This is a genomic window from Psychrobacter sp. DM8, assembly GCF_051307025.1.
GTDB lineage: Bacteria > Pseudomonadota > Gammaproteobacteria > Pseudomonadales > Moraxellaceae > Psychrobacter.
On record NZ_CP195538.1, the window covers coordinates 757,747 to 776,249 of the forward strand.

16 protein-coding genes are annotated in these 18,503 nt (G+C 46.8%); 14 read left to right on the top strand and 2 right to left on the bottom strand.

The window, feature by feature from the left end:
* Positions 1 to 21: 21 nt before the first annotated feature.
* Positions 22 to 1,422 (bottom strand): efflux RND transporter periplasmic adaptor subunit, encoded by a 1,401-nt coding sequence (locus tag ACR64J_RS03375; RefSeq protein WP_435950421.1) that lies wholly within the window; start codon positions 1,420 to 1,422, stop codon positions 22 to 24.
* 367 nt (positions 1,423 to 1,789) lie between these two features.
* The gene (locus ACR64J_RS03380) at positions 1,790 to 2,809 is read right to left on the bottom strand and encodes a polyprenyl synthetase family protein (RefSeq protein ID WP_435950422.1); all 1,020 of its coding nucleotides are present in this window, start codon (positions 2,807 to 2,809) and stop codon (positions 1,790 to 1,792) included.
* A gap of 485 nt (positions 2,810 to 3,294) precedes the next feature.
* Here ACR64J_RS03380 and rplU point away from each other — a divergent pair, with 485 nt between their 5' ends.
* From rplU to nuoL, 14 genes are all read left to right on the top strand, one after another.
* Positions 3,295 to 3,606, top strand: coding sequence for a 50S ribosomal protein L21 (rplU, locus tag ACR64J_RS03385; protein WP_058025937.1), 312 nt, complete (start codon positions 3,295 to 3,297; stop codon positions 3,604 to 3,606).
* A 93-nt stretch (positions 3,607 to 3,699) separates the two neighbouring features.
* Entirely contained in the window at positions 3,700 to 3,957 is a 258-nt protein-coding gene (gene rpmA, locus ACR64J_RS03390; protein WP_435950423.1) for a 50S ribosomal protein L27, read from the top strand.
* 381 nt (positions 3,958 to 4,338) lie between these two features.
* Entirely contained in the window at positions 4,339 to 5,025 is a 687-nt protein-coding gene (gene lolA, locus ACR64J_RS03395) for an outer membrane lipoprotein chaperone LolA (RefSeq protein WP_435950424.1), read from the top strand.
* A gap of 594 nt (positions 5,026 to 5,619) precedes the next feature.
* The gene (gene ndhC / locus ACR64J_RS03400) at positions 5,620 to 6,243 is read left to right on the top strand and encodes an NADH-quinone oxidoreductase subunit A (protein ID WP_435950425.1); all 624 of its coding nucleotides are present in this window, start codon (positions 5,620 to 5,622) and stop codon (positions 6,241 to 6,243) included.
* Between the two features lie 40 nt (positions 6,244 to 6,283).
* On the top strand, positions 6,284 to 6,952 hold the full coding sequence (locus ACR64J_RS03405; protein WP_435950426.1) for a NuoB/complex I 20 kDa subunit family protein: 669 nt from the start codon (positions 6,284 to 6,286) through the stop codon (positions 6,950 to 6,952).
* A 72-nt stretch (positions 6,953 to 7,024) separates the two neighbouring features.
* Positions 7,025 to 8,800 (top strand): NADH-quinone oxidoreductase subunit C/D, encoded by a 1,776-nt coding sequence (nuoC, locus tag ACR64J_RS03410; RefSeq protein ID WP_317200284.1) that lies wholly within the window; start codon positions 7,025 to 7,027, stop codon positions 8,798 to 8,800.
* A gap of 39 nt (positions 8,801 to 8,839) precedes the next feature.
* The gene (gene nuoE, locus ACR64J_RS03415; RefSeq protein WP_435950427.1) at positions 8,840 to 9,349 is read left to right on the top strand and encodes an NADH-quinone oxidoreductase subunit NuoE; all 510 of its coding nucleotides are present in this window, start codon (positions 8,840 to 8,842) and stop codon (positions 9,347 to 9,349) included.
* The gene (gene nuoF, locus ACR64J_RS03420; protein WP_435950428.1) at positions 9,346 to 10,770 is read left to right on the top strand and encodes an NADH-quinone oxidoreductase subunit NuoF; all 1,425 of its coding nucleotides are present in this window, start codon (positions 9,346 to 9,348) and stop codon (positions 10,768 to 10,770) included. The genes nuoE and nuoF overlap by 4 nt, the downstream gene beginning before the upstream one ends.
* Before the next feature lie 10 nt (positions 10,771 to 10,780).
* Positions 10,781 to 13,870 carry an NADH-quinone oxidoreductase subunit NuoG gene (gene nuoG, locus ACR64J_RS03425; RefSeq protein WP_435950429.1) on the top strand — a complete coding sequence of 1,030 codons (3,090 nt, stop codon included), beginning with the start codon at positions 10,781 to 10,783 and terminating at the stop codon, positions 13,868 to 13,870.
* A 49-nt stretch (positions 13,871 to 13,919) separates the two neighbouring features.
* Positions 13,920 to 14,906 carry an NADH-quinone oxidoreductase subunit NuoH gene (gene nuoH / locus ACR64J_RS03430; RefSeq protein ID WP_317200319.1) on the top strand — a complete coding sequence of 329 codons (987 nt, stop codon included), beginning with the start codon at positions 13,920 to 13,922 and terminating at the stop codon, positions 14,904 to 14,906.
* A gap of 40 nt (positions 14,907 to 14,946) precedes the next feature.
* Positions 14,947 to 15,483, top strand: a complete 537-nt coding sequence (gene nuoI, locus ACR64J_RS03435; protein ID WP_435951016.1) for an NADH-quinone oxidoreductase subunit NuoI — start codon at positions 14,947 to 14,949, stop codon at positions 15,481 to 15,483.
* Positions 15,480 to 16,217, top strand: a complete 738-nt coding sequence (gene nuoJ, locus ACR64J_RS03440) for an NADH-quinone oxidoreductase subunit J (protein WP_435950430.1) — start codon at positions 15,480 to 15,482, stop codon at positions 16,215 to 16,217. Before nuoI ends, nuoJ begins: the two co-directional genes overlap by 4 nt.
* 98 nt (positions 16,218 to 16,315) lie before the next feature.
* Complete coding sequence (nuoK, locus tag ACR64J_RS03445) at positions 16,316 to 16,624, top strand: NADH-quinone oxidoreductase subunit NuoK (RefSeq protein WP_317200318.1); 309 nt, start codon at positions 16,316 to 16,318, stop codon at positions 16,622 to 16,624.
* Positions 16,625 to 16,628: 4 nt separating this feature from the next.
* Entirely contained in the window at positions 16,629 to 18,503 is a 1,875-nt protein-coding gene (gene nuoL, locus ACR64J_RS03450) for an NADH-quinone oxidoreductase subunit L (protein WP_435950431.1), read from the top strand.

The following is an 18,503-nucleotide window of genomic DNA, read 5'->3' on the forward strand; positions in this document are numbered from 1 at the left end:
TCTTCCTATCTTTGAATGGAATTAGTTAGCAGAAGCTTCAACTGAATTGTCATTAGAAGCGTCATCGCCAGCTGGCTCATTCATCGTTTTGGCAGCTTGCTGCGGCGTTTTGGCATTAGCACTGCCACTAGCAGTATTTGCCGATGGCGCAGGATTAGCACTCTCAAGCGGTTTGGCAACGACTTCTTGTTCAGGTTTGACTTTAGCACCGCCAATAATGACCACTTGATCGCCTGCTTGCAAGCCGTCAGTGATGACCCATTGACCATCGAAAGTACCGTTGACCGTAACGGGTCGCACTTGAATTTTGTTGTTTTGATCGACGATATACACCTGCGTTTCACTCTTAGGCGTACGCATAACCGCGCTCTGTGGCAGTAAGGCGGCATTAGTGATAACGCTTTGCGTCAAGCGCGCTGAGACATACATACCTGGAAGCAGAACGTTATTTGGATTTGGAAATATAGCCCGCAGCGTGACTGCGCCTGTCGATTGATCCACTTTAGCTTCTGATAAAGCGAGCCTGCCACGTACTGGATATACCGAACCGTCCTCTAACACTAGCTCAACCGTATTCATACCAGCTTGGGCTGTGCCTTCAGATATTTGTTGGCGCAGTTTAAGTAGCTCGGATGAAGACTGACTAATATCGACATAGATGGGATCAAGACGTGAGACGGTAACCAAGGGATCGGGCTGACCTGCACTAACCAAAGTACCAGCGGTGACGCTTGAGCGATCCGTACGACCTGCAATGGGTGCTCTGACAATGGTGCGATTAAGATCCAAAGTACTCGCGTCTAGGGCGGCCTGCGCGCTTTGAATGCCTGCTTCTGCACTAGATATACCAGCTTGCGTTTGTCCTACTGCCGCGCGCGCACTCTCCAAAGCGGCCTGCGCGGTACGAACCTGCGTGACGGCTTGATCATATTGCTGTTTGGAGATCGCATCGATATCGACCAAGCCTTGCAGTCGCTGCAAATCGTTTTGGGCCTGTGCAAGCGACGCTTGACGGCTAGCGAGCTCAGCTTTGGCGTTAGCGTTATTGGCTATTGCGGTCTGACGATTGGCTTGTGCTTGAGCGATAGCGGCCTGACCACTAGTAATAGATGACGCGTAGTTATCGGTGTTAATCCGATAAAGCGGCTGACCTGATTTGACGTTACTGCCTTCACGGAACAATACCTCTTCAATCACGCCGCTCACCTGTGGACGCACATCGGCGGTTTCAAAGGCGGCGGTACGACCAGAAAAGGTTTGAACTTGAGGAACTGATCCAAAGGTGACGGCTTGAACATTGACAACAGCGGGCGGCATCTGTTGCTGCGCCGCTGCGGCGTCTTCGTCTTTTTTGTCACAGCCAACCAGTACAGCTCCAGATAGTACAGTGGCCATTACAAGCGCAAGAGTAGAGTGCTTCATCAAGGTCCTCGTCGATATAGATACGATATAAGTAAAGTAGATAACCGTTAAGCTGATAAATGCCATTGAGGTACTCATCATTTTATGTCTAGAAGCTATCTAATAATGGGGTTTAAGCTAAATATGAATAACTAAGTATGAACAACAAGTATGCGTAAAAAGTATAAGTGAAAAATTATTCGCTATTATAAACTATTGGGTACACCCTATAGTCAAGTCGTCATAAAGCGCTTTATATTAAGATCTATGTATTTTATCTACTTACAAAGCGCGTAGCCTATAAGCTGGCTTAACAATCGAGCACTAGCAATAAAAAATTATTCCCTATAAAAAATTGTTAACTTTTGTTATAGATTCAAATAATACTCTATAACAGTCGTGCGCTGGCAAGCTCAGTTAATTGATATAGTCCAAGTCGATAGCGATTGTCAGGTAGAGTGCTAAGAGCTTGTTGTGCAAGCTTAGTTTCTTCTAATGCTCGCGCAGTACAATAGGCAAGCGCTCCTGACTGACGTACCAAATCAATAAGCTGCTTAGCATTGGGTGTTTTGCCCGTCTGAACGGCCACCCGCAGCTGCTCATAACCTTTTGAGTCACTACTCTTTAAGAGCTCCAACGCTTTAATCGTCGGTAAGGTAGGTTTGCCTTCACTTAAGTCGTCCCCTAAGTTTTTGCCCATAAGCTCGCTATCACCGCTGTAATCAAGCACATCATCAATGATCTGAAAGGCATTGCCAAAGTGCTGACCAAAATCAGAGAGCGCCTGCATATGCTGTTCTTGCTTTTGCAAAATGGCGGCGCCTTGGGTTGCCATCATAAACAGCCGTGAGGTTTTGCCATCGATAATGTTCAGGTAATCCGTCTCAGTTGCCGCAGGATTGTGCTGATGCTGAAGCTGCAACACCTCCCCTTCAGCGATATCACAAGTGCCATCGGAGAACAATTGTAATAGAGACAAACTTCCAAAACCGACAAGCAAATTAAAAGCGCGGGCAATTAGGTAGTCGCCTACGAGCACAGCGGTGGCATTGTCCCAAGTGGCATTGGCAGTGGGTTTGCCGCGGCGCTGTCCTGACTCATCAATCACATCATCATGAACCAAAGTGGCGGTATGCAGCATCTCAGTAATCGCCGCTAAATGCATGGCCTGCGTTGAGGGCTCATCATTTAGCATCCGCGCGCAAAGCAGCGTTATCAGCGGGCGCATACGTTTGCCGCCAGCATTAATCACATGCTGAGAGACGCTCATCACCAGCTGTACTTTTGAATTAAGACTCCCAAAGACTTGCTTATCCATGATCTCAAAGTCGCTTGCAACGATGCTTTGAATCTCGCTATAGATTAGGGTAGAGGGTGTTTTTGATGTAGATAAAGGGGCACTAGTCATAATCAATCGTCATATCAAAGGAATAAAAACTCACTTAAAAATGAGCAAATAATCGGTCTACAAAAAATGATGAAGTTGCAAATGCGCTTATAATAGCATAGCTGGCAAGTCTAATCGCTGTATTAAAAGACGTACTCATTGCGTGCAGCTATTAAGACGGTGCTTAAATAGTCAGCAAAATTGCTACTAACAGACATAATTAATATATCATCTTATCAGGTCAAAATGCTGTTTGTAAGTCGTTGATTAGATAGGCTATAATAGCGAGCGCTGTGCTATAAGATTATCAGATTAACTACTTACTGAGTGACTACTTACTAAGTGGTGAGTATACTGATTTAAAAGCGCAGAGCGAACAAGAGAGATGACTTGCTTTTGCTGCAAAAGACAAGTAAAATCTTGCCTTTAATTTTTCCCTGTCGTGTTCGTCATAAAAGCGCTGGTATGATATCAGCCACGGCACACGGGTTAAACGGAGTCAGACAATGTACGCAGTAATCAAAACTGGTGGCAAACAGCACCGTGTAGTCGTCGATGAGCTTTTAAAAGTTGAACTATTAAAGGCAGAGAAAGGCGAAACGATCAAATTTGAAGACGTGTTGATGGTTGTTGATGGCGATGACGTCAAAATCGGTCAGCCTGTTGTAGACGGCGCAAGCGTAGAAGTTGAAGTGGTTGAGCATGGTCGCGGCGAAAAAATCCGTATCATCAAGCACAACCGTCGTAAGCATTATCACAAAGAGCAAGGTCACCGCCAATGGTACACCTTGTTAAAAATCAAAGCGATCAACGCTTAATTTTGAATTTGGCTCAAAAGCTAAATGATATAGCGCAGAATGCTTAAGAGTTATCGCATCAGCGGTAAGTCACATTAACAAGGAGAATTATCCATGGCACATAAAAAAGCTGCCGGCTCAAGTCGTAACGGTCGTGATTCAAACCCAAAAATGCTTGGTGTAAAAATCTTTGGTGGTCAAACGATCGCCGCTGGTAACATCATCGTTCGTCAACGTGGTACAGAATTCCACGCAGGCGAAGGCGTTGGCATGGGCCGCGACCATACTTTATTTGCACTGAACGACGGTGTGGTTAAGTTTGCAACTAAAGGCAAATTCAACCGTCGCTACGTTATGGTTGAAAACGCATAATTGCACGCTATCTATGATCTTTTTTAGATACTGTTGCTTAGGTCATGTTTTTTAGATCATAGCAGAGCAAGCAACAAAGTCCCTATTACCTATTGGTAGTAGGGACTTTTTATATGTATAGAGTATAAAACAGACAAACGAGTCTGCACATAATAAACAGCTCGTATTATCTTTGTGGCATTTGACGTTGCTGTGAGCGTTACAAGCGCGTATGCCATGCGTAGTAATGATTGCAAATCATGTCTAGGCGCGTAATAAAAAAACTGGCACACTGTCGTCATTGCCTAATAGCACTCAAGAAAAAAGGCATAAGGTCATTAAGTATCGAATAACACTTTGATTTTTTATTAATGCGATCGTGCATTTTAGAGAGGAATAATTATGAATAATTTAAATAAACAAAGCACTTTTAAGCAAAAATTGATGGGCGGCGTTTTAGCTGGCGTTTTGGTCACCTCATTAGGGGTCGCTGCGCCCATGATAGCGATGACGCAAACTGCTACCGCAGCACCTGCTGACAATTTGACCGCTGCTAAGCGCTTAAATAAATTGCTTACTAATACTAAAAGCATGAGCGCCAACTTTACCCAAACGACCAAAGGCGCAAGTAGCGGCACTTTTAAAGGCTCGATGAGCGTTGAGCGCCCTAATAACTTTCGCTGGGAAACCAAGTCGCCCTCCGAGCAACTCATTGTCGCCAACGGTAGCTCAATGTGGATCTATGATAAAGATTTAGAGCAGGCCACTAAGCAAGGGGTCGACACTCAAGTGGGCAATACACCAGCGCTACTATTGTCAGGTGACCCAAGCAAAATCGCCCAAAACTTCAAAGTCACTCAGCCTTATGCAACCAAAAACTATTACGTGCTTTATCCCAAATCAGGCGATGCCAGCTTTAAGAGTTTGTCGATGAGCTTTAGTGGCGGTAAGCCTGTCATGATGGTGCTTAACGATACTTTGGGTCAAACTACCTCAATCAAGTTTAGCAATATCAAGCTCAATCCGAGTATTAATAGCAGTCAGTTTAAATTCACGCCACCAAAAGGCGTTGACGTTATCAATCAGTAGGCTTAAAATACCAGCAAGCTTCAAATATAAAAGGACAAGCCATTATCGGACTTGTCCTTTTTTTTATCTTAAAAATCGGGTTTGCTAAATACCTAAAAATTACTATTTAACTCTAGGGGCAAGTAGTCTGTTTTTGTCTTTGCTACAACGCTTTAGTATTAGGGTTTATACGCTATTATAACAAGCATAATCAGTAGTCTTTATGCCAAAATAAAAGCACGAAAATACACGTTTTGTAGCATATAAAATGACCAGTTAATACATCTAAAAACTGGCTTTTAAGCCTTGATATGCGTATAGTATGTAAACATTTTATGCCAGTTGTCACCCTATTATTGACCTTGTGTTATGAGCTATTAAATCAATGAATAAGACATTGATTTGATATGTTTGTATACAACCAGCGATATGCTCGCAAGCTTTGTATTTATGGCGCTTTACTCTTTGTGATTGCCTAAAATACTAACTTAGCAAGGTGAGTTGTCAGTAATACTGATAATTGGTCATTACCAGCACAGCAAATCTGTGCTTTTATCTGTATGACGCTTTTATTAAGGCGCACTTGTACAGATTAGGTGAGGAGCAAGGATTATCATGTCTGCTTTTGATTGGTCAGCAGTTGCTTTTATTTTAGCCGCTATTGGTTTGGTCGTATTCATGCTGGTCGTCCCGCGATTACTCGGCGGACGCTCGGGCGGCTCACAAAAAGAAGAAGTGTTTGAGGCAGGCGTTGTCGGATCTGGTAACGCCCGTATTCGCTTGTCTGCCAAATTTTATTTGGTTGCCATCTTTTTTGTGATTTTCGATCTAGAAGCTTTGTATTTGTATGCTTATTCGGTCTCAGTCGTAGAGGCAGGCTGGGTGGGTTTTGCAGCCGCCGCTGTCTTTATTATTATTTTGCTTATAGGCTTGGTCTATGAGCTAAGTCTAGGTGCAATGAACTGGGCACCTGCTGATAAACGTAAGAAGACTGCGCGTTTAACCACAGCACCAGCAGGGTTTAATTTGGCCAGTATTACCAAATTCGATGGCGTAAATGAGTTGATGGTCGATCCGACAGGTAAGATACCTGCGCAGTCCTCAGGTCAGATCAACGTCTCAAACAACATCGAGACCAATCGTCGTCATCTGCAAAACATCGATCATATCAATACCACAGGTAACGTCACTACGGTAGATTTTGCAGAATCAGCTCAACAAAAAAATGTGCACAAATAGTGGCGATGGTATACACGCCCTAAAATAAAGGTTATCTGTTATGAAGTACACCCTAACAAAAGCCAATCCTGACGCCGATATCTATCCTGCCCAAACCCGTCAAACGGTCAACGATCCTATAGAAGATGAAGTCAATAAAAACGTCTTTATGGGCCGCTTAGAGGACATGGTACACTCAACTGCCAACTGGGGTCGCAAGCATTCACTCTGGCCCTTTAACTTTGGTACTTCTTGCTGTTACGTTGAGTACGCAACCACTTTGACCGCTGTTCATGATTTGTCACGCTTTGGTGCTGAGGTCATTCGCGCATCACCTCGTCAGGCTGATGTAATGATCGTCGCGGGGACTTGTTTTGTCAAAATGGCGCCCGTTATTCAGCGCCTTTATGAGCAGATGCTTGAGCCAAAATGGGTCATTTCTATGGGCGCATGTGCCAATTCAGGCGGTATGTATGACATCTATTCGGTCGTACAAGGCGTGGACAAAATCATCCCCGTTGATGTCTATGTGCCAGGGTGCCCACCGCGCCCAGAAGCGCTGATTCAAGGCTTGATGCTGCTGCAAGAGTCGATTACTAAAGAGCGCCGTCCGCTAGGAATTCATGTCAACGAGCAAGGCGTTTATCAGCCGCAAATGACGCCTGAGCGCGATCGCAAGCAAGCTGATCGCATCGCGGTCAAAAACTTGCGTAGCCCAGATAGTATTTAGAGCCGCTATTTCTATAGTCGTTAGCTTATATCGCTTGTCACAAGTTATGAGTAATGAAGGAAACCCTCATTCATGGTCACGGTAGTTGATAACATAGATCCCAAGATCAAACCTGTACCGGTAGTCATTCAAGAGCTGACCCATAAGTACGCGGGTAAGTTCGTTGTGCAGCATACGGTCGATGAGATTCCAACCGTATGGGTGGCGCGTGCCGACTTGCTAGATATTCTCCTGTTTTTGCGTAAGCTACCCAAACCCTATGTCACGCTATTTGATCTGTCGGCGATGGATGAGCGTTTACGCCAGCATCGTCGAGGCCTGCCTGATAGCGACTTTACGGTGTTTTATCATCTGATGTCCTTTGAGCGCAACAGTGATGTACGTATCAAAGTGGCACTAGATGAAGACGATCTGACGGTGCCAAGCGCGACCAATATTTGGCCCAATGCCAACTGGTATGAGCGCGAAGTATGGGATATGTTCGGTATCGTCTTTAGCGGGCATCCGCATCTAACGCGTATCTTATTGCCCAAGTATTGGGAAGGTCATCCGCTACGTAAAGAGTACCATGCGCGCGCGACAGAATTTACCCCATACTTTCTAAATGCCGCTAAACAACAATACGAGCAAGAAAATCTGCGTTTTGTTCCAGAAGAGTGGGGCATGAAGCGCTCGGGACGTGACGAGGACTTTATGTTCTTGAACATCGGCCCCAATCACCCTTCTGCTCATGGTGCGTTTCGTTTGGTGCTCCAGCTTGACGGCGAAGAAGTCGTCGATTGTATCCCTGATATAGGCTATCACCACCGCGGCGCTGAGAAGATGGCAGAGCGCCAGACTTGGCACTCTTATATTCCTTACACTGACCGTATTGATTACCTTGGCGGGGTGATGAACGAGCTGCCATACATTATGTCGGTCGAGAAGCTCGCGGGCATTACTATTCCGCCGCGCGCTGAGACCATTCGCGTCATGATGAGTGAGTTTTTCCGTATTACGAATAATTTGCTCTTTGTCGGCACCTTTATTCAAGATGCGGGCGGAATGACGCCAGTATTCTATATGTTCACTGATCGCCAAAAAGCTTATGACGTCATTGAGGCGGTAACCGGCTATCGCATGCATCCAGCGTGGTTTCGCATTGGTGGTACGGCAGCCGATCTACCGCGTGGTTGGCAGCGCCTAGTTCGTGAGTTTTTGGACTGGATGCCTAAGCGCTTGGATGAGTATGTCAAAGCCGCATTACAAAACAGCGTACTCAAAGGTCGTACCCAAGGCGTCGCTCAATACAATGCCAAGCAAGCACTCGCTTGGGGCGTGACAGGAGCAGGTCTGCGCGCCACGGGTATAGACTTTGATTTGCGTAAGGCTCGCCCGTACATGGGCTACGAGAACTATGATTTTGAAGTGCCTATTGGTTATAACGGTGATGCTTATGATCGCTGTATGATCAAAGTCGAAGAGATGCGCCAGTCCTTGCGTATCATCCGCCAGTGTATGGATAACATGCCTCAAGGACCTTATAAAGCGGATCATCCTCTATCAGTACCACCGCCTAAAGATCGCACTTTGAACGATATCGAAACCTTGATTAATCACTTTATCTCTGTCTCTTGGGGCCCTGTTATGCCAGCGGGTGAGTGCGCAACGATAGTTGAGGCCACCAAAGGCTTGAACAGTTATTATATTACCTCGGACAAGGCGACTATGAGCTATCGTACTCGTATTCGTACGCCGACGTTTGCCCATTTGCAACAAATGCCCTCTGTGATTAATGGCTCTTTGGTTTCTGACGCTATTATGTATTTGGCTTCAATTGATATCGTTATGGCAGATTGTGATCGTTAAACAATTGAGCGCAAGATAAGTAAGGATTGACAAGAGATTATGAGAATTGTTTCTGACAAAATGCCAAAAGTAGATGTGGCTAGTATTTTGACCGTAAGTGAGATTGATGCTATTCACGAGTTTATGCATCATTACCCGCATGCTCGCGCCGCCTCATTAGACGCCCTCAAAATCGTGCAAAAGCGCAACGGCTGGGTCGATGACGCTCAAGTGAACGCTATTGCCAATCTTTTAGATATTCCCGTGACTGATATGGACGGCGTCGCTACTTTTTTTAATCGTATTTATCGTCAGCCTGTCGGTCGTCACGTGATTTTGATTTGTGATTCTGTAGCCTGTTACTTGACAGGGTACGAAGCGCTATCGGCTGAGCTACGCTTGCAATTGGGTATCGAATATGGGCAAACAACTCCTGATGGCCGTTTTACCTTGTTGCCGATTTGCTGCCTGGGCAATTGTGATAAAGGCCCTGCGGTGCTCATCGATGAGGACACTTATGGTCCTATTGAGCCTACTGAGGTCGCGCAACTACTGGAGCTATACGCATGAGACTGACCTTATCTGAACAGATCGCTCAGCGCGGGCAAGGCAAAGCGCCAAGCCAGCTCAATGAGCAACGTATCCCCATCTATGGCGACAAGGCGAGCGCCACTAGCGAAACTATGCCGCTTACATGGCGTCTTGCACACCATGACGCCGTACTTGATTTAGCTACATATCAATCGCTACAAGGCTTTGATGGGCTAAAAAAGGCACTAGATAAGCCGTTTAAAGACGTCGAAAATATGATCAAAGCGGCCAATGTTAGAGGCCGCGGCGGCGCAGGATTTAATGCTGGTCTTAAGTGGTCTTTTATGTCGCCACCAGATGGCTTGCCGCGCTATCTTATTTGTAACGCTGATGAGATGGAGCCGGGCACCTTTAAAGATCGCTTGTTAATGGAGCGCCTACCGTTTCAGCTCATCGAAGGCATGCTCATTACTGCTCATGCGATTGGGGCTACCGACGGCTATATCTTTATTCGCGGCGAGTATATTTTGGCCGCCGAGCGTTTGGTTACTGCTATTAATGAGTGTATCGCCAATAACTTGATGGGCGATAATATCTTAGGGACAGATTTTAGTTTTAATCTGCACGTACATACGGGCGCTGGGCGTTATATATGCGGTGAAGAGACGGCGTTGATCAATTGCCTAGAGGGTCGCCGTGCTAACCCACGTACCAAACCGCCATTTCCGCAAATCTCTGGCGCTTGGGGTCGTCCAACGGTTGTCAATAATGTTGAGACCTTGTGCAACATGCCAGCTATTCTAAATCACGGCGTAGACTGGTATCAGTCATTGTCTGAGATTAAAGGCAAAAGCAAAACCCCTGGCACCAAGCTATTTGGCTGCTCAGGTTTGGTCAAGGATCCTGGTTTATGGGAGCTGCCCTTTGGTTATACTGCGCGTGAGATTATTGAAGACTTTGCAGGCGGTATGTTAGAGGGTAAGACGCTAAAAGCGTGGTTGCCTGGTGGGGCGTCCACAGACTTTTTGACCGCTGATCATTTAGATATTGTCGTTGATTTTGATAGTATTCAAGACGCAGGTAGCCGTATGGGCACCGGTCTTATTATGGTCGTAGATGAAGCACAAGATATGGTGCCTTTATTACGTAACTTAGAGATTTTCTTTCAGCGCGAATCGTGCGGCTTTTGTACGCCATGCCGTGATGGTCTACCGTGGGGCGTCAAATTGCTCACTGCGATTAACGACGGCGAAGGGCAAATCGGCGACGTCGAAAAATTAGAAGGATTAACTCGGGATTTATGGATTGGCAAAACCTTTTGTGCCCACGCGCCAGGAGCGATGGAGCCACTAATGAGTGCTATCAAATATTTCCGTCCTGAGTTTGATCAAAAAATCGCGCAGGCGGTTGGTGCTGACGTCATAGACGCCGCGGCCAATCCTCAGCCAGTAGTGAAATAAGGAGAGCGGCATGGCAGTCATCCATATTGACGGCACCACTGTCGAAGTAGATAGCAGCGATAACTTGCTACAAGCCTGTCTATCTCTAGGTATTGATGTACCGTATTTTTGTTATCATCCTGCGCTTGGCTCAGTAGGCTCATGCCGTCAGTGCGCGGTTAAGCAGTATCAAAACGAAGAGGACATGAAAGCGGGCAAGGGGCGACTAGTAATGTCCTGTATGGTCGCGCCAGACAATGACATGTACATCTCAGTCACTGATGACGAGGCCAAAGCGTTTCGGGCCTCGATGGTTGAGCTGCTGATGACCAATCATCCACACGATTGCCCTACTTGTGAAGAGGGCGGTCACTGTCACTTGCAAGATATGACCTATATGTCAGGTCATAATACGCGCCGCTATCGCTTTACCAAACGTACTCATCATAACCAAGATTTGGGCCCGTTTATCGGTCATGAGATGAACCGCTGCATCGCTTGCTATCGCTGCGTTAGATTCTACAAAGACTATGCAGGTGGCGAGGATTTGGGTGTATATGGCTCAAACAATCGGGTTTATTTTGGTCGTGACAAAGACGGGCAGTTTGAAAGTGAATTTTCAGGTAATTTAACAGAAGTCTGCCCAACTGGGGTGTTTACCGATCAAACTCACTCAGAGCGCTACAACCGTAAATGGGATATGCAGTACGCGCCTAGTATCTGTCATGGCTGCTCGGCGGGATGCAATATCTCACCTGGTGAGCGTTATGGTGAGTTGCGCCGTATTGAAAACCGCTACAATGGTGAGGTCAACGGTTATTTCTTATGTGACCGTGGTCGTTTTGGTTATGGCTATGTCAACCGTGCTGATCGTCCGACTGGGGCGCTTGAGCGTATCAATGACAAACACGTCAAGATCAATATTGATTATGCGTTAGATGAGACTATCAAACGCCTCACAGACAAAAAAGTCATCGGTATTGGCTCACCTAGAGCGAGTCTTGAGACTAACTTTGCCCTCAAAAACTTGGTTGGTTTTGACAACTTCTCGACAGGTCTTAATCATCAGCAGCAAAACTTAGTGCATAAATGTATCGAAGTGCTCAGCACTGAGGGTATACATAACCCAAGTATGAATGAGATCGAAAGCCATGATGCTGTGCTCATCTTGGGTGAAGATATCACTCAAACCTCATCGCGAGTGGCGCTATCCGTACGTCAAGCAGCAAAGAACGAAGGCCTGAAAATGGCGGCAGCGCTCAAGACTCAGTCTTGGCTTGCGGAACCTGTCAAACGCATCGCTCAAGATGCTTTAAGCCCCGTTTATATCATCGATGTCACTCAAACTAAGCTTGATGATATTAGTAAATCAAGCGTAGTTGCGACGCCTGAAGACATCACGCGCCTTGGCTTTAGGGTCGCTGATGAGATTAGCAATTTTGCTGATGACTTGTCAGAGATAGCAGACCTGAAAAAATCTGAGCTAAGTAACAGTGATGGCGATGATGCTAGTGCTGATCCTATGCAAGTGCTGGCTCAACAGATCGCTTATGATTTGATTCAGGCAGATAGACCATTAGTGATATCAGGTAGTAGCTTGTCATCTACGGCTTTGATAGAGGCAGCGGCGCAGATTACTCAAGCGCTTACGCAAAAACGTCAAGCGATCAAGGCGACTGAGCAAGAGCAGGTTGAGGCGCACAATAAGAGGGTGAAAGCTGCACAAGCACAAGCTGCTAATGATCAGCCTGAAGAAGACAAAGAGTTAGAAGCCAAACCAGCTAAAGCGCAAATGGGTACCAATAAAGATGCCCAAGACGACGTTGAACGCGAGCCTGCGGATGCTCTTGAACTCAAAGAAGTCAATAAACAGTATCACGGTCAAGCGGGTATTTATCTGACGGTTTCTGATGCCAATAGCATGGGCGTGTGTATGCTAGGCGGTCACTCAGTAGAGGAGTTATTAGCTACTGAATTTGATGTCGTCATTGTCGCTGAAAACCAATTAACAGACGCTATTGATGCCAATAAGCTTACGCAACTACTGAGCGATAAAACGGTTATCGCGCTCGATCATCAGCTGCTTGAATGGCATAAAGACGTCGATATTGTACTGCCAGCTGCGAGCTTTGCGGAAGCAGATGGAACGCTTGTGTCAAGCGAGGGCCGTGCTCAGCGCTTCTTTCAAGTCTACGACAGCAACTACTATCATCCAATGAGCAGTATCAAAGAAGGTTGGCGCTGGCTGCACGCGGTACACAGTAGCATCGAGGGCAAAGAGGTCGATTGGACACAGCTTGATGATGTCATTAACGCTTTGATTGCAACGCATCCTAAGCTGGCTGGTATCAAAGGCGCGGCTCCCGATGCAGATTACCGTATTACAGGACTCAAAATCGCCCGTCAGCCGCGCCGCTACTCAGGTCGTACCGCGATGCGTGCGCCAATATCTGTTCACGAGCCTATGCAGCCCAAAGACTTAGATACCGGTCTTACCTTTTCGATGGAAGGCTATAGCGGCAAGCAGACCAAGGGCGCGATGATTCCTTTTGCCAGTGCTGCAGGCTGGAACTCGCCGCAAGCTTGGAATAAATATCAAGATAAAGTTGGCGGTCATCTTAAAGGCGGCGACCCTGGGGTGCGCTTGTTCGATAGCTTTGAGCGCCTGCCTAGCCGTCAGTACGTAGCACCAGAAGCAGCGTCTTACGCGGCAACTGATATGCAAGAGGGCCGCGCCAAATTAGTGCCAATCTATAATATCTACGCCAGCTCTATGATGGCCTCGCGCAGTCCCATTGTAGCTAAGCAGTTGCCAATTGCCAGTTGGCGCGTTGGTATGGATGATGCCAAGGCTTGGGGTCTGCTCGCTGGAGACTATTTGGCGATAGAGATTGATAATCGGCAGATAACACTGCCCGTGCAGTTAGTGCAGTACCTAGCAGAGGGCTGTATCGGCTACCCAGTTGGGCAAGTCAGCATTATTCATCCGACATTGCCAGCCTCAGTACGCCGCGTTGATGCGCCAGTCACTATCGCAGGTAGCATGGCTGATGACATGGTCAATGATACAGATGCTTTAGATGATGAGCTCGTAGCACCAATTAGCGATCAAGGGGCGTAAAATGCAAGTGACTCGTATTATCCCTGATGTGCCCGCCCTTTTGGCAAACATGATGACCTTTGATGCTTGGTCTATATTGTTTTTGGTTGTGCAATCGATTGTGATATTTTTGGTCGTGGTTATCGTCGCCGCTTTGATGATCGTCTATGAGCGCCGTATGCTTGCATTGTGGCAAGACCGTTATGGTCCTAATCGCGTCGGTCCCTTTGGCTCCTTGCAACTGGTTGCAGATATGCTCAAAATCTTCTTTAAAGAAGATTGGACGCCAAACTTCACTGACAAGTTTATCTTTACCTTAGCACCGGCGGTAGCGATGTTTACCGCTTTGGCGTCTTTTGCCATTATTCCTATCTCGCCAACCCTTGGGGTTGCGGACTGGGATATCGGTATTTTATTCTTTTTTGCCATGGCAGGTATTGCTGTTTACGCGGTGATGTTTGGCGGCTGGGCGTCAGCGAACAAATTCTCGCTATTAGGCGGTCTGCGTTCAGCGGCACAAACCATTAGTTATGAGGTATTTTTAGGCTTGTCTTTGATGGGCGTGGTCGCATTGACAGGCTCCTTTAACTTACGTGAAATCGTTGAATCACAAATAGACGGCTGGTACATCATCCCGCAGTTCCTAGGGTTTTTGACCTTTGTGGTCGCAGGTGTTGCGGTCACTCACAGGCATCCCTTTGATCAGCCAGAAGCTGAGCAGGAGCTTGCTGAGGGGTATCATGTTGAATACTCTGGCATGAAGTTTGGTATGTTCTTTATTGGAGAGTATGTCAACGTTGTACTTATCTCAGCCCTGATGACTTGTCTGTTCTTTGGCGGTTGGCTTGCCCCCTTCAATTTAGATATCCCTTTTGTGCCGCCTGCATTTTGGTTCATGATAAAGACGCTATTCTTTATGACGATGTTTATCTTGGCACGGGGTTCGCTCATGCGTCCCCGTTATGATCAGGTGATGAATTTTGGCTGGAAAGTTTGCTTACCTGTAACCTTGATTAATCTGCTGGTTACCGCCGCTGTCATTTTGCTAATGAGATAGGGCGCACGCCAACAAGGATAATAAGACAATGATTACCGCTATAAAAAAGACGCTCGTGGGTATGTTTACCATCGTTCGTAGTATGTGGATGGTCAATAGCCATGCGCTCAGGCCGCGCGATACTATACTCTATCCTGAGCAGGCCGTACCTGTGCCGCCGCGCTTTCGTGGACGTATTATCTTGACCCGCGATCCAGATGGGGACGAGCGCTGCGTAGCTTGTAACTTATGTGCGGTCGCTTGCCCTGTCGGTTGTATCTCCTTACAAAAGGCGGAGCGTGATGATGGGCGCTGGTATCCTGAGTTTTTTCGTATTAACTTTTCGCGCTGTATCTTTTGCGGAATGTGTGAGGAAGCTTGCCCGACTACTGCTATTCAGATGACCCCTGATTTTGAGATTGGCGAGTATAATCGTCAAGACTTGGTCTATGAAAAAGAGCATCTACTCATCTCAGGCCCTGGCAAGTATCCTGACTATAACTATTACCGCGTTACTGGTATGGCGGTCGCAGACAAACCTAAAGGTTCTGCGCAAAACGAAGCAGCGCCTATCGATCTAAGGAGCTTGCTGCCATGATGACTATTTTGAACAATCCTGACTTAGCAGGGTTCTATGCGCTGGCGGCAGTGGCTATTTTTGCAAGCTTACGCGTGGTGACCCATGCCAACCCCGTGCACGCGATATTATCGATGATCGTCTCCTTATTGGCAGTTGCGGGTATCATGTTTATACTAGGCGCGCCGTTCGCAGGTGCCCTTGAGATTATCGTTTATGCCGGTGCCATCTTAGTTCTATTCGTCTTTGTGATTATGATGCTCAATTTGGGCATGGCAAGTGAGGCGCGAGAAGAGCGCTGGCTGGATGCGAGAACATGGGCTATTCCGACAGGGTTGACACTGATTATCGCCGTTGTGCTTTACGCGTTCATCGGTGTCAATCATGACGAGGCAGCAGTTATTGGCGGTATCAACGTACCTGCCAAAGCGGTCGGTGTGGCATTATTTAGCAAATACATTATGCTCGTAGAAGTCGCTGCACTATTGCTACTTGGGGCTTTGGTTGCCGCTTATCATTTAGGTAAGCCAACGCTAGATGATGAGATAGTAATCGATGACACTATTCGCGATCCTAGTAAGCGCTTAACCCTTAACACTGCTACCCGCAGCGCTCGTAACAGCGGCGCTGACTTATCTCACGATAATGATAGCGACGTCAATTCGCTTGATTCAAACGAGCCTTATGAGTACAAAGACGTCGACCCGTATGATTATGTCGGTAAGCAAGCCGCTACGCGCAAGGAGTTAGACTGATGGTACAAGCAGTTAGCGTAGCCCAGGACGTATCGACTATGCCGTTCGCCCACGAGGTAGCAGGCCTAGCAGCGCCTGCTCTTGAAGTACAAAACGTGCTGGGTATTATACCTATGAGTCATGGGCTTATCTTGGCAGGGATTTTATTTGCCATCGGTCTATGCGGCGTTATGGTTCGGCGCAATTTTTTGTTTATGCTGATGAGCCTTGAGATTATGATGAACGCCGCAGCGCTTGCGTTTATCGTCGCTGGCAGCCGCTGGGTCGATCCAGATGGGCAGATTATGTTTATCTTTATTCTTACCTTAGCGGCTGCTGAAGCCTCGATCGGCCTTGCCATACTATTACAGTTTTATCATAAGCGTGGGCATCTCGATGTCGATAGCGCCAATGAGATGAGGGGATGATGTCATGAGTGTATTACCCTTAACCTTTATACTTCCGCTCATCGGCTTTTTAATCTTAGCCTTTATGCGTGACAAGCTCACCGAACAAGCCGCCAGCTTTGTTGGTGTTGGCAGTATGGGGCTATCAGCGCTTTGTACTTTGGTTGTCAGCTACACCTTTTTAGGTAGTTATCCTGCAGGTACGGTAGTAGAAGTGCCGCTGTGGACTTGGATGCAAGTTGGTGATTTTGCACCAAGCTTTGGTCTTAGCTTTGATGGTCTTGCCTTAACCATGACTGGCGTCATTACAGGCATTGGCTTTTTGATTCACCTGTTCGCTGCTTGGTACATGAAAGGCGATAAAGGCTTTGCACGCTTTTTTAGTTATATGAATTTGTTTGTCGCCAGTATGCTACTGCTAGTACTCGCCGATGATTTAATGCTGCTATATCTAGGCTGGGAAGGCGTTGGTATCTGCTCGTATTTGCTTATCGGCTTTTATTACGAGCACCGTGCCAATGGTCGCGCTGCGATGAAGGCCTTTACTGTCACCCGCGTCGGTGATGTGTTCTTAGCCTTTGGTTTGTTTTTATTGTTCCGTGAGTTTGGCACCCTTAATATTCAAGAGATTATCACTCGCGCGCCTGAGATGTTCAGCGTTAATGATCCGGTAATGATCCTGACCACGATGATGATCGTGGGCGGCGCGATGGGTAAATCTGCGCAGATTCCACTCCATACGTGGCTCGCTGATGCTATGGCTGGTCCGACACCAGTATCGGCGCTGATTCACGCCGCGACGATGGTTACTGCTGGGGTCTATTTAATCGCTCGTTTGCATCCATTATTTGTCCTCACTCCAGGTATTTTATTGTATTGGGTTGGGGCAGTGGGCGCATTAACCTTGGTCGTCGCAGGATTCTGTGCGCTAGTACAAACTGATATCAAGCGTATATTAGCCTACTCAACGATGAGTCAAATCGGCTATATGTTCTTGGCATTAGGCGTTGGCGCTTGGCAAGGGGCTATCTTTCATTTGATGACCCATGCGTTTTTTAAAGCCTTGCTGTTTTTGGCATCAGGCGCGGTCATATTAGCGGTTCATCATGAGCAAGACATCTTTAAGATGGGCGGTTTGCGTCGCAAGATTCCATTAGTATTTTGGTGCTATATCATCGGTGGCGGCGCTCTAGCGGCTATTCCTTGGATAACCGTCGGCTTTTATTCTAAAGAAGCGATCCTTTGGGAAGCTTATGCCACCGGTCATCAAGTGCTGTTTTATATGGGCGTGTTTGGGGCTTTCTTAACCGCTATTTATACCTTCCGTATGATTTGGATCATCTTCTTTGGTGAAGAGAAGACCCATGCGCACAAACTGTCTGGCATCTCGTATTGGTTGCCACTTACGGTACTACTGGTGTTATCGACTGCAGTTGGCGCTATGATCATGCCGCCACTCCAAGGCGTATTGCCCGAGAGTGTAGGACACTTATTAGAAGTGGTAGGTCAAGTAGAGGCTAAGCACACCGCAGAATATATCGCTATGGGCGCTATGCTCGCAGGACTGGTGATAGCCGCAGTATTGTACGTCGTTGATAAAGGTCGGATGCTGACACGCTTTAAGCGCTCAAGTATTGGCGGCGCGCTGTATTACTGGTGCTATCACGGTATGGGCTTTGATGCGCTATACGATATAGTTTTTGTAAAACCTTTTTTATTCATCGGCCGCTTGTTTAAAGCTGACCCTGTTGATAAAACGTGGAATGTATTGCCGATGCTGGCATCAGCAGGTAATAAGATGTTGTCTGTGACACAAACAGGGTCACTTCGAGGTTATGCCGCAAGCTTTGGCTTGGGCGTTGCTGCACTTCTCGTATTGGTCATGATAACGGTGGTATAA

Excerpts from the sequence above, each read along its gene's own strand:
- lolA (WP_435950424.1), top strand. The coding sequence starts at position 4,339 with ATGAATAATTTAAATAAACAAAGCACTTTTAAGCAAAAATTGATGGGC.
- ndhC (WP_435950425.1), top strand. The coding sequence starts at position 5,620 with ATGTCTGCTTTTGATTGGTCAGCAGTTGCTTTTATTTTAGCCGCTATT.
- nuoC (WP_317200284.1), top strand. The coding sequence starts at position 7,025 with ATGGTCACGGTAGTTGATAACATAGATCCCAAGATCAAACCTGTACCG.
- rplU (WP_058025937.1), top strand. The coding sequence starts at position 3,295 with ATGTACGCAGTAATCAAAACTGGTGGCAAACAGCACCGTGTAGTCGTC.
- nuoF (WP_435950428.1), top strand. The coding sequence starts at position 9,346 with ATGAGACTGACCTTATCTGAACAGATCGCTCAGCGCGGGCAAGGCAAA.
- ACR64J_RS03375 (WP_435950421.1), bottom strand. The coding sequence starts at position 1,422 with ATGAAGCACTCTACTCTTGCGCTTGTAATGGCCACTGTACTATCTGGA.
- ACR64J_RS03380 (WP_435950422.1), bottom strand. The coding sequence starts at position 2,809 with ATGACTAGTGCCCCTTTATCTACATCAAAAACACCCTCTACCCTAATC.
- rpmA (WP_435950423.1), top strand. The coding sequence starts at position 3,700 with ATGGCACATAAAAAAGCTGCCGGCTCAAGTCGTAACGGTCGTGATTCA.
- nuoG (WP_435950429.1), top strand. The coding sequence starts at position 10,781 with ATGGCAGTCATCCATATTGACGGCACCACTGTCGAAGTAGATAGCAGC.
- nuoE (WP_435950427.1), top strand. The coding sequence starts at position 8,840 with ATGAGAATTGTTTCTGACAAAATGCCAAAAGTAGATGTGGCTAGTATT.
- ACR64J_RS03405 (WP_435950426.1), top strand. The coding sequence starts at position 6,284 with ATGAAGTACACCCTAACAAAAGCCAATCCTGACGCCGATATCTATCCT.
- nuoH (WP_317200319.1), top strand. The coding sequence starts at position 13,920 with ATGATGACCTTTGATGCTTGGTCTATATTGTTTTTGGTTGTGCAATCG.
- nuoL (WP_435950431.1), top strand. The coding sequence starts at position 16,629 with ATGAGTGTATTACCCTTAACCTTTATACTTCCGCTCATCGGCTTTTTA.
- nuoJ (WP_435950430.1), top strand. The coding sequence starts at position 15,480 with ATGATGACTATTTTGAACAATCCTGACTTAGCAGGGTTCTATGCGCTG.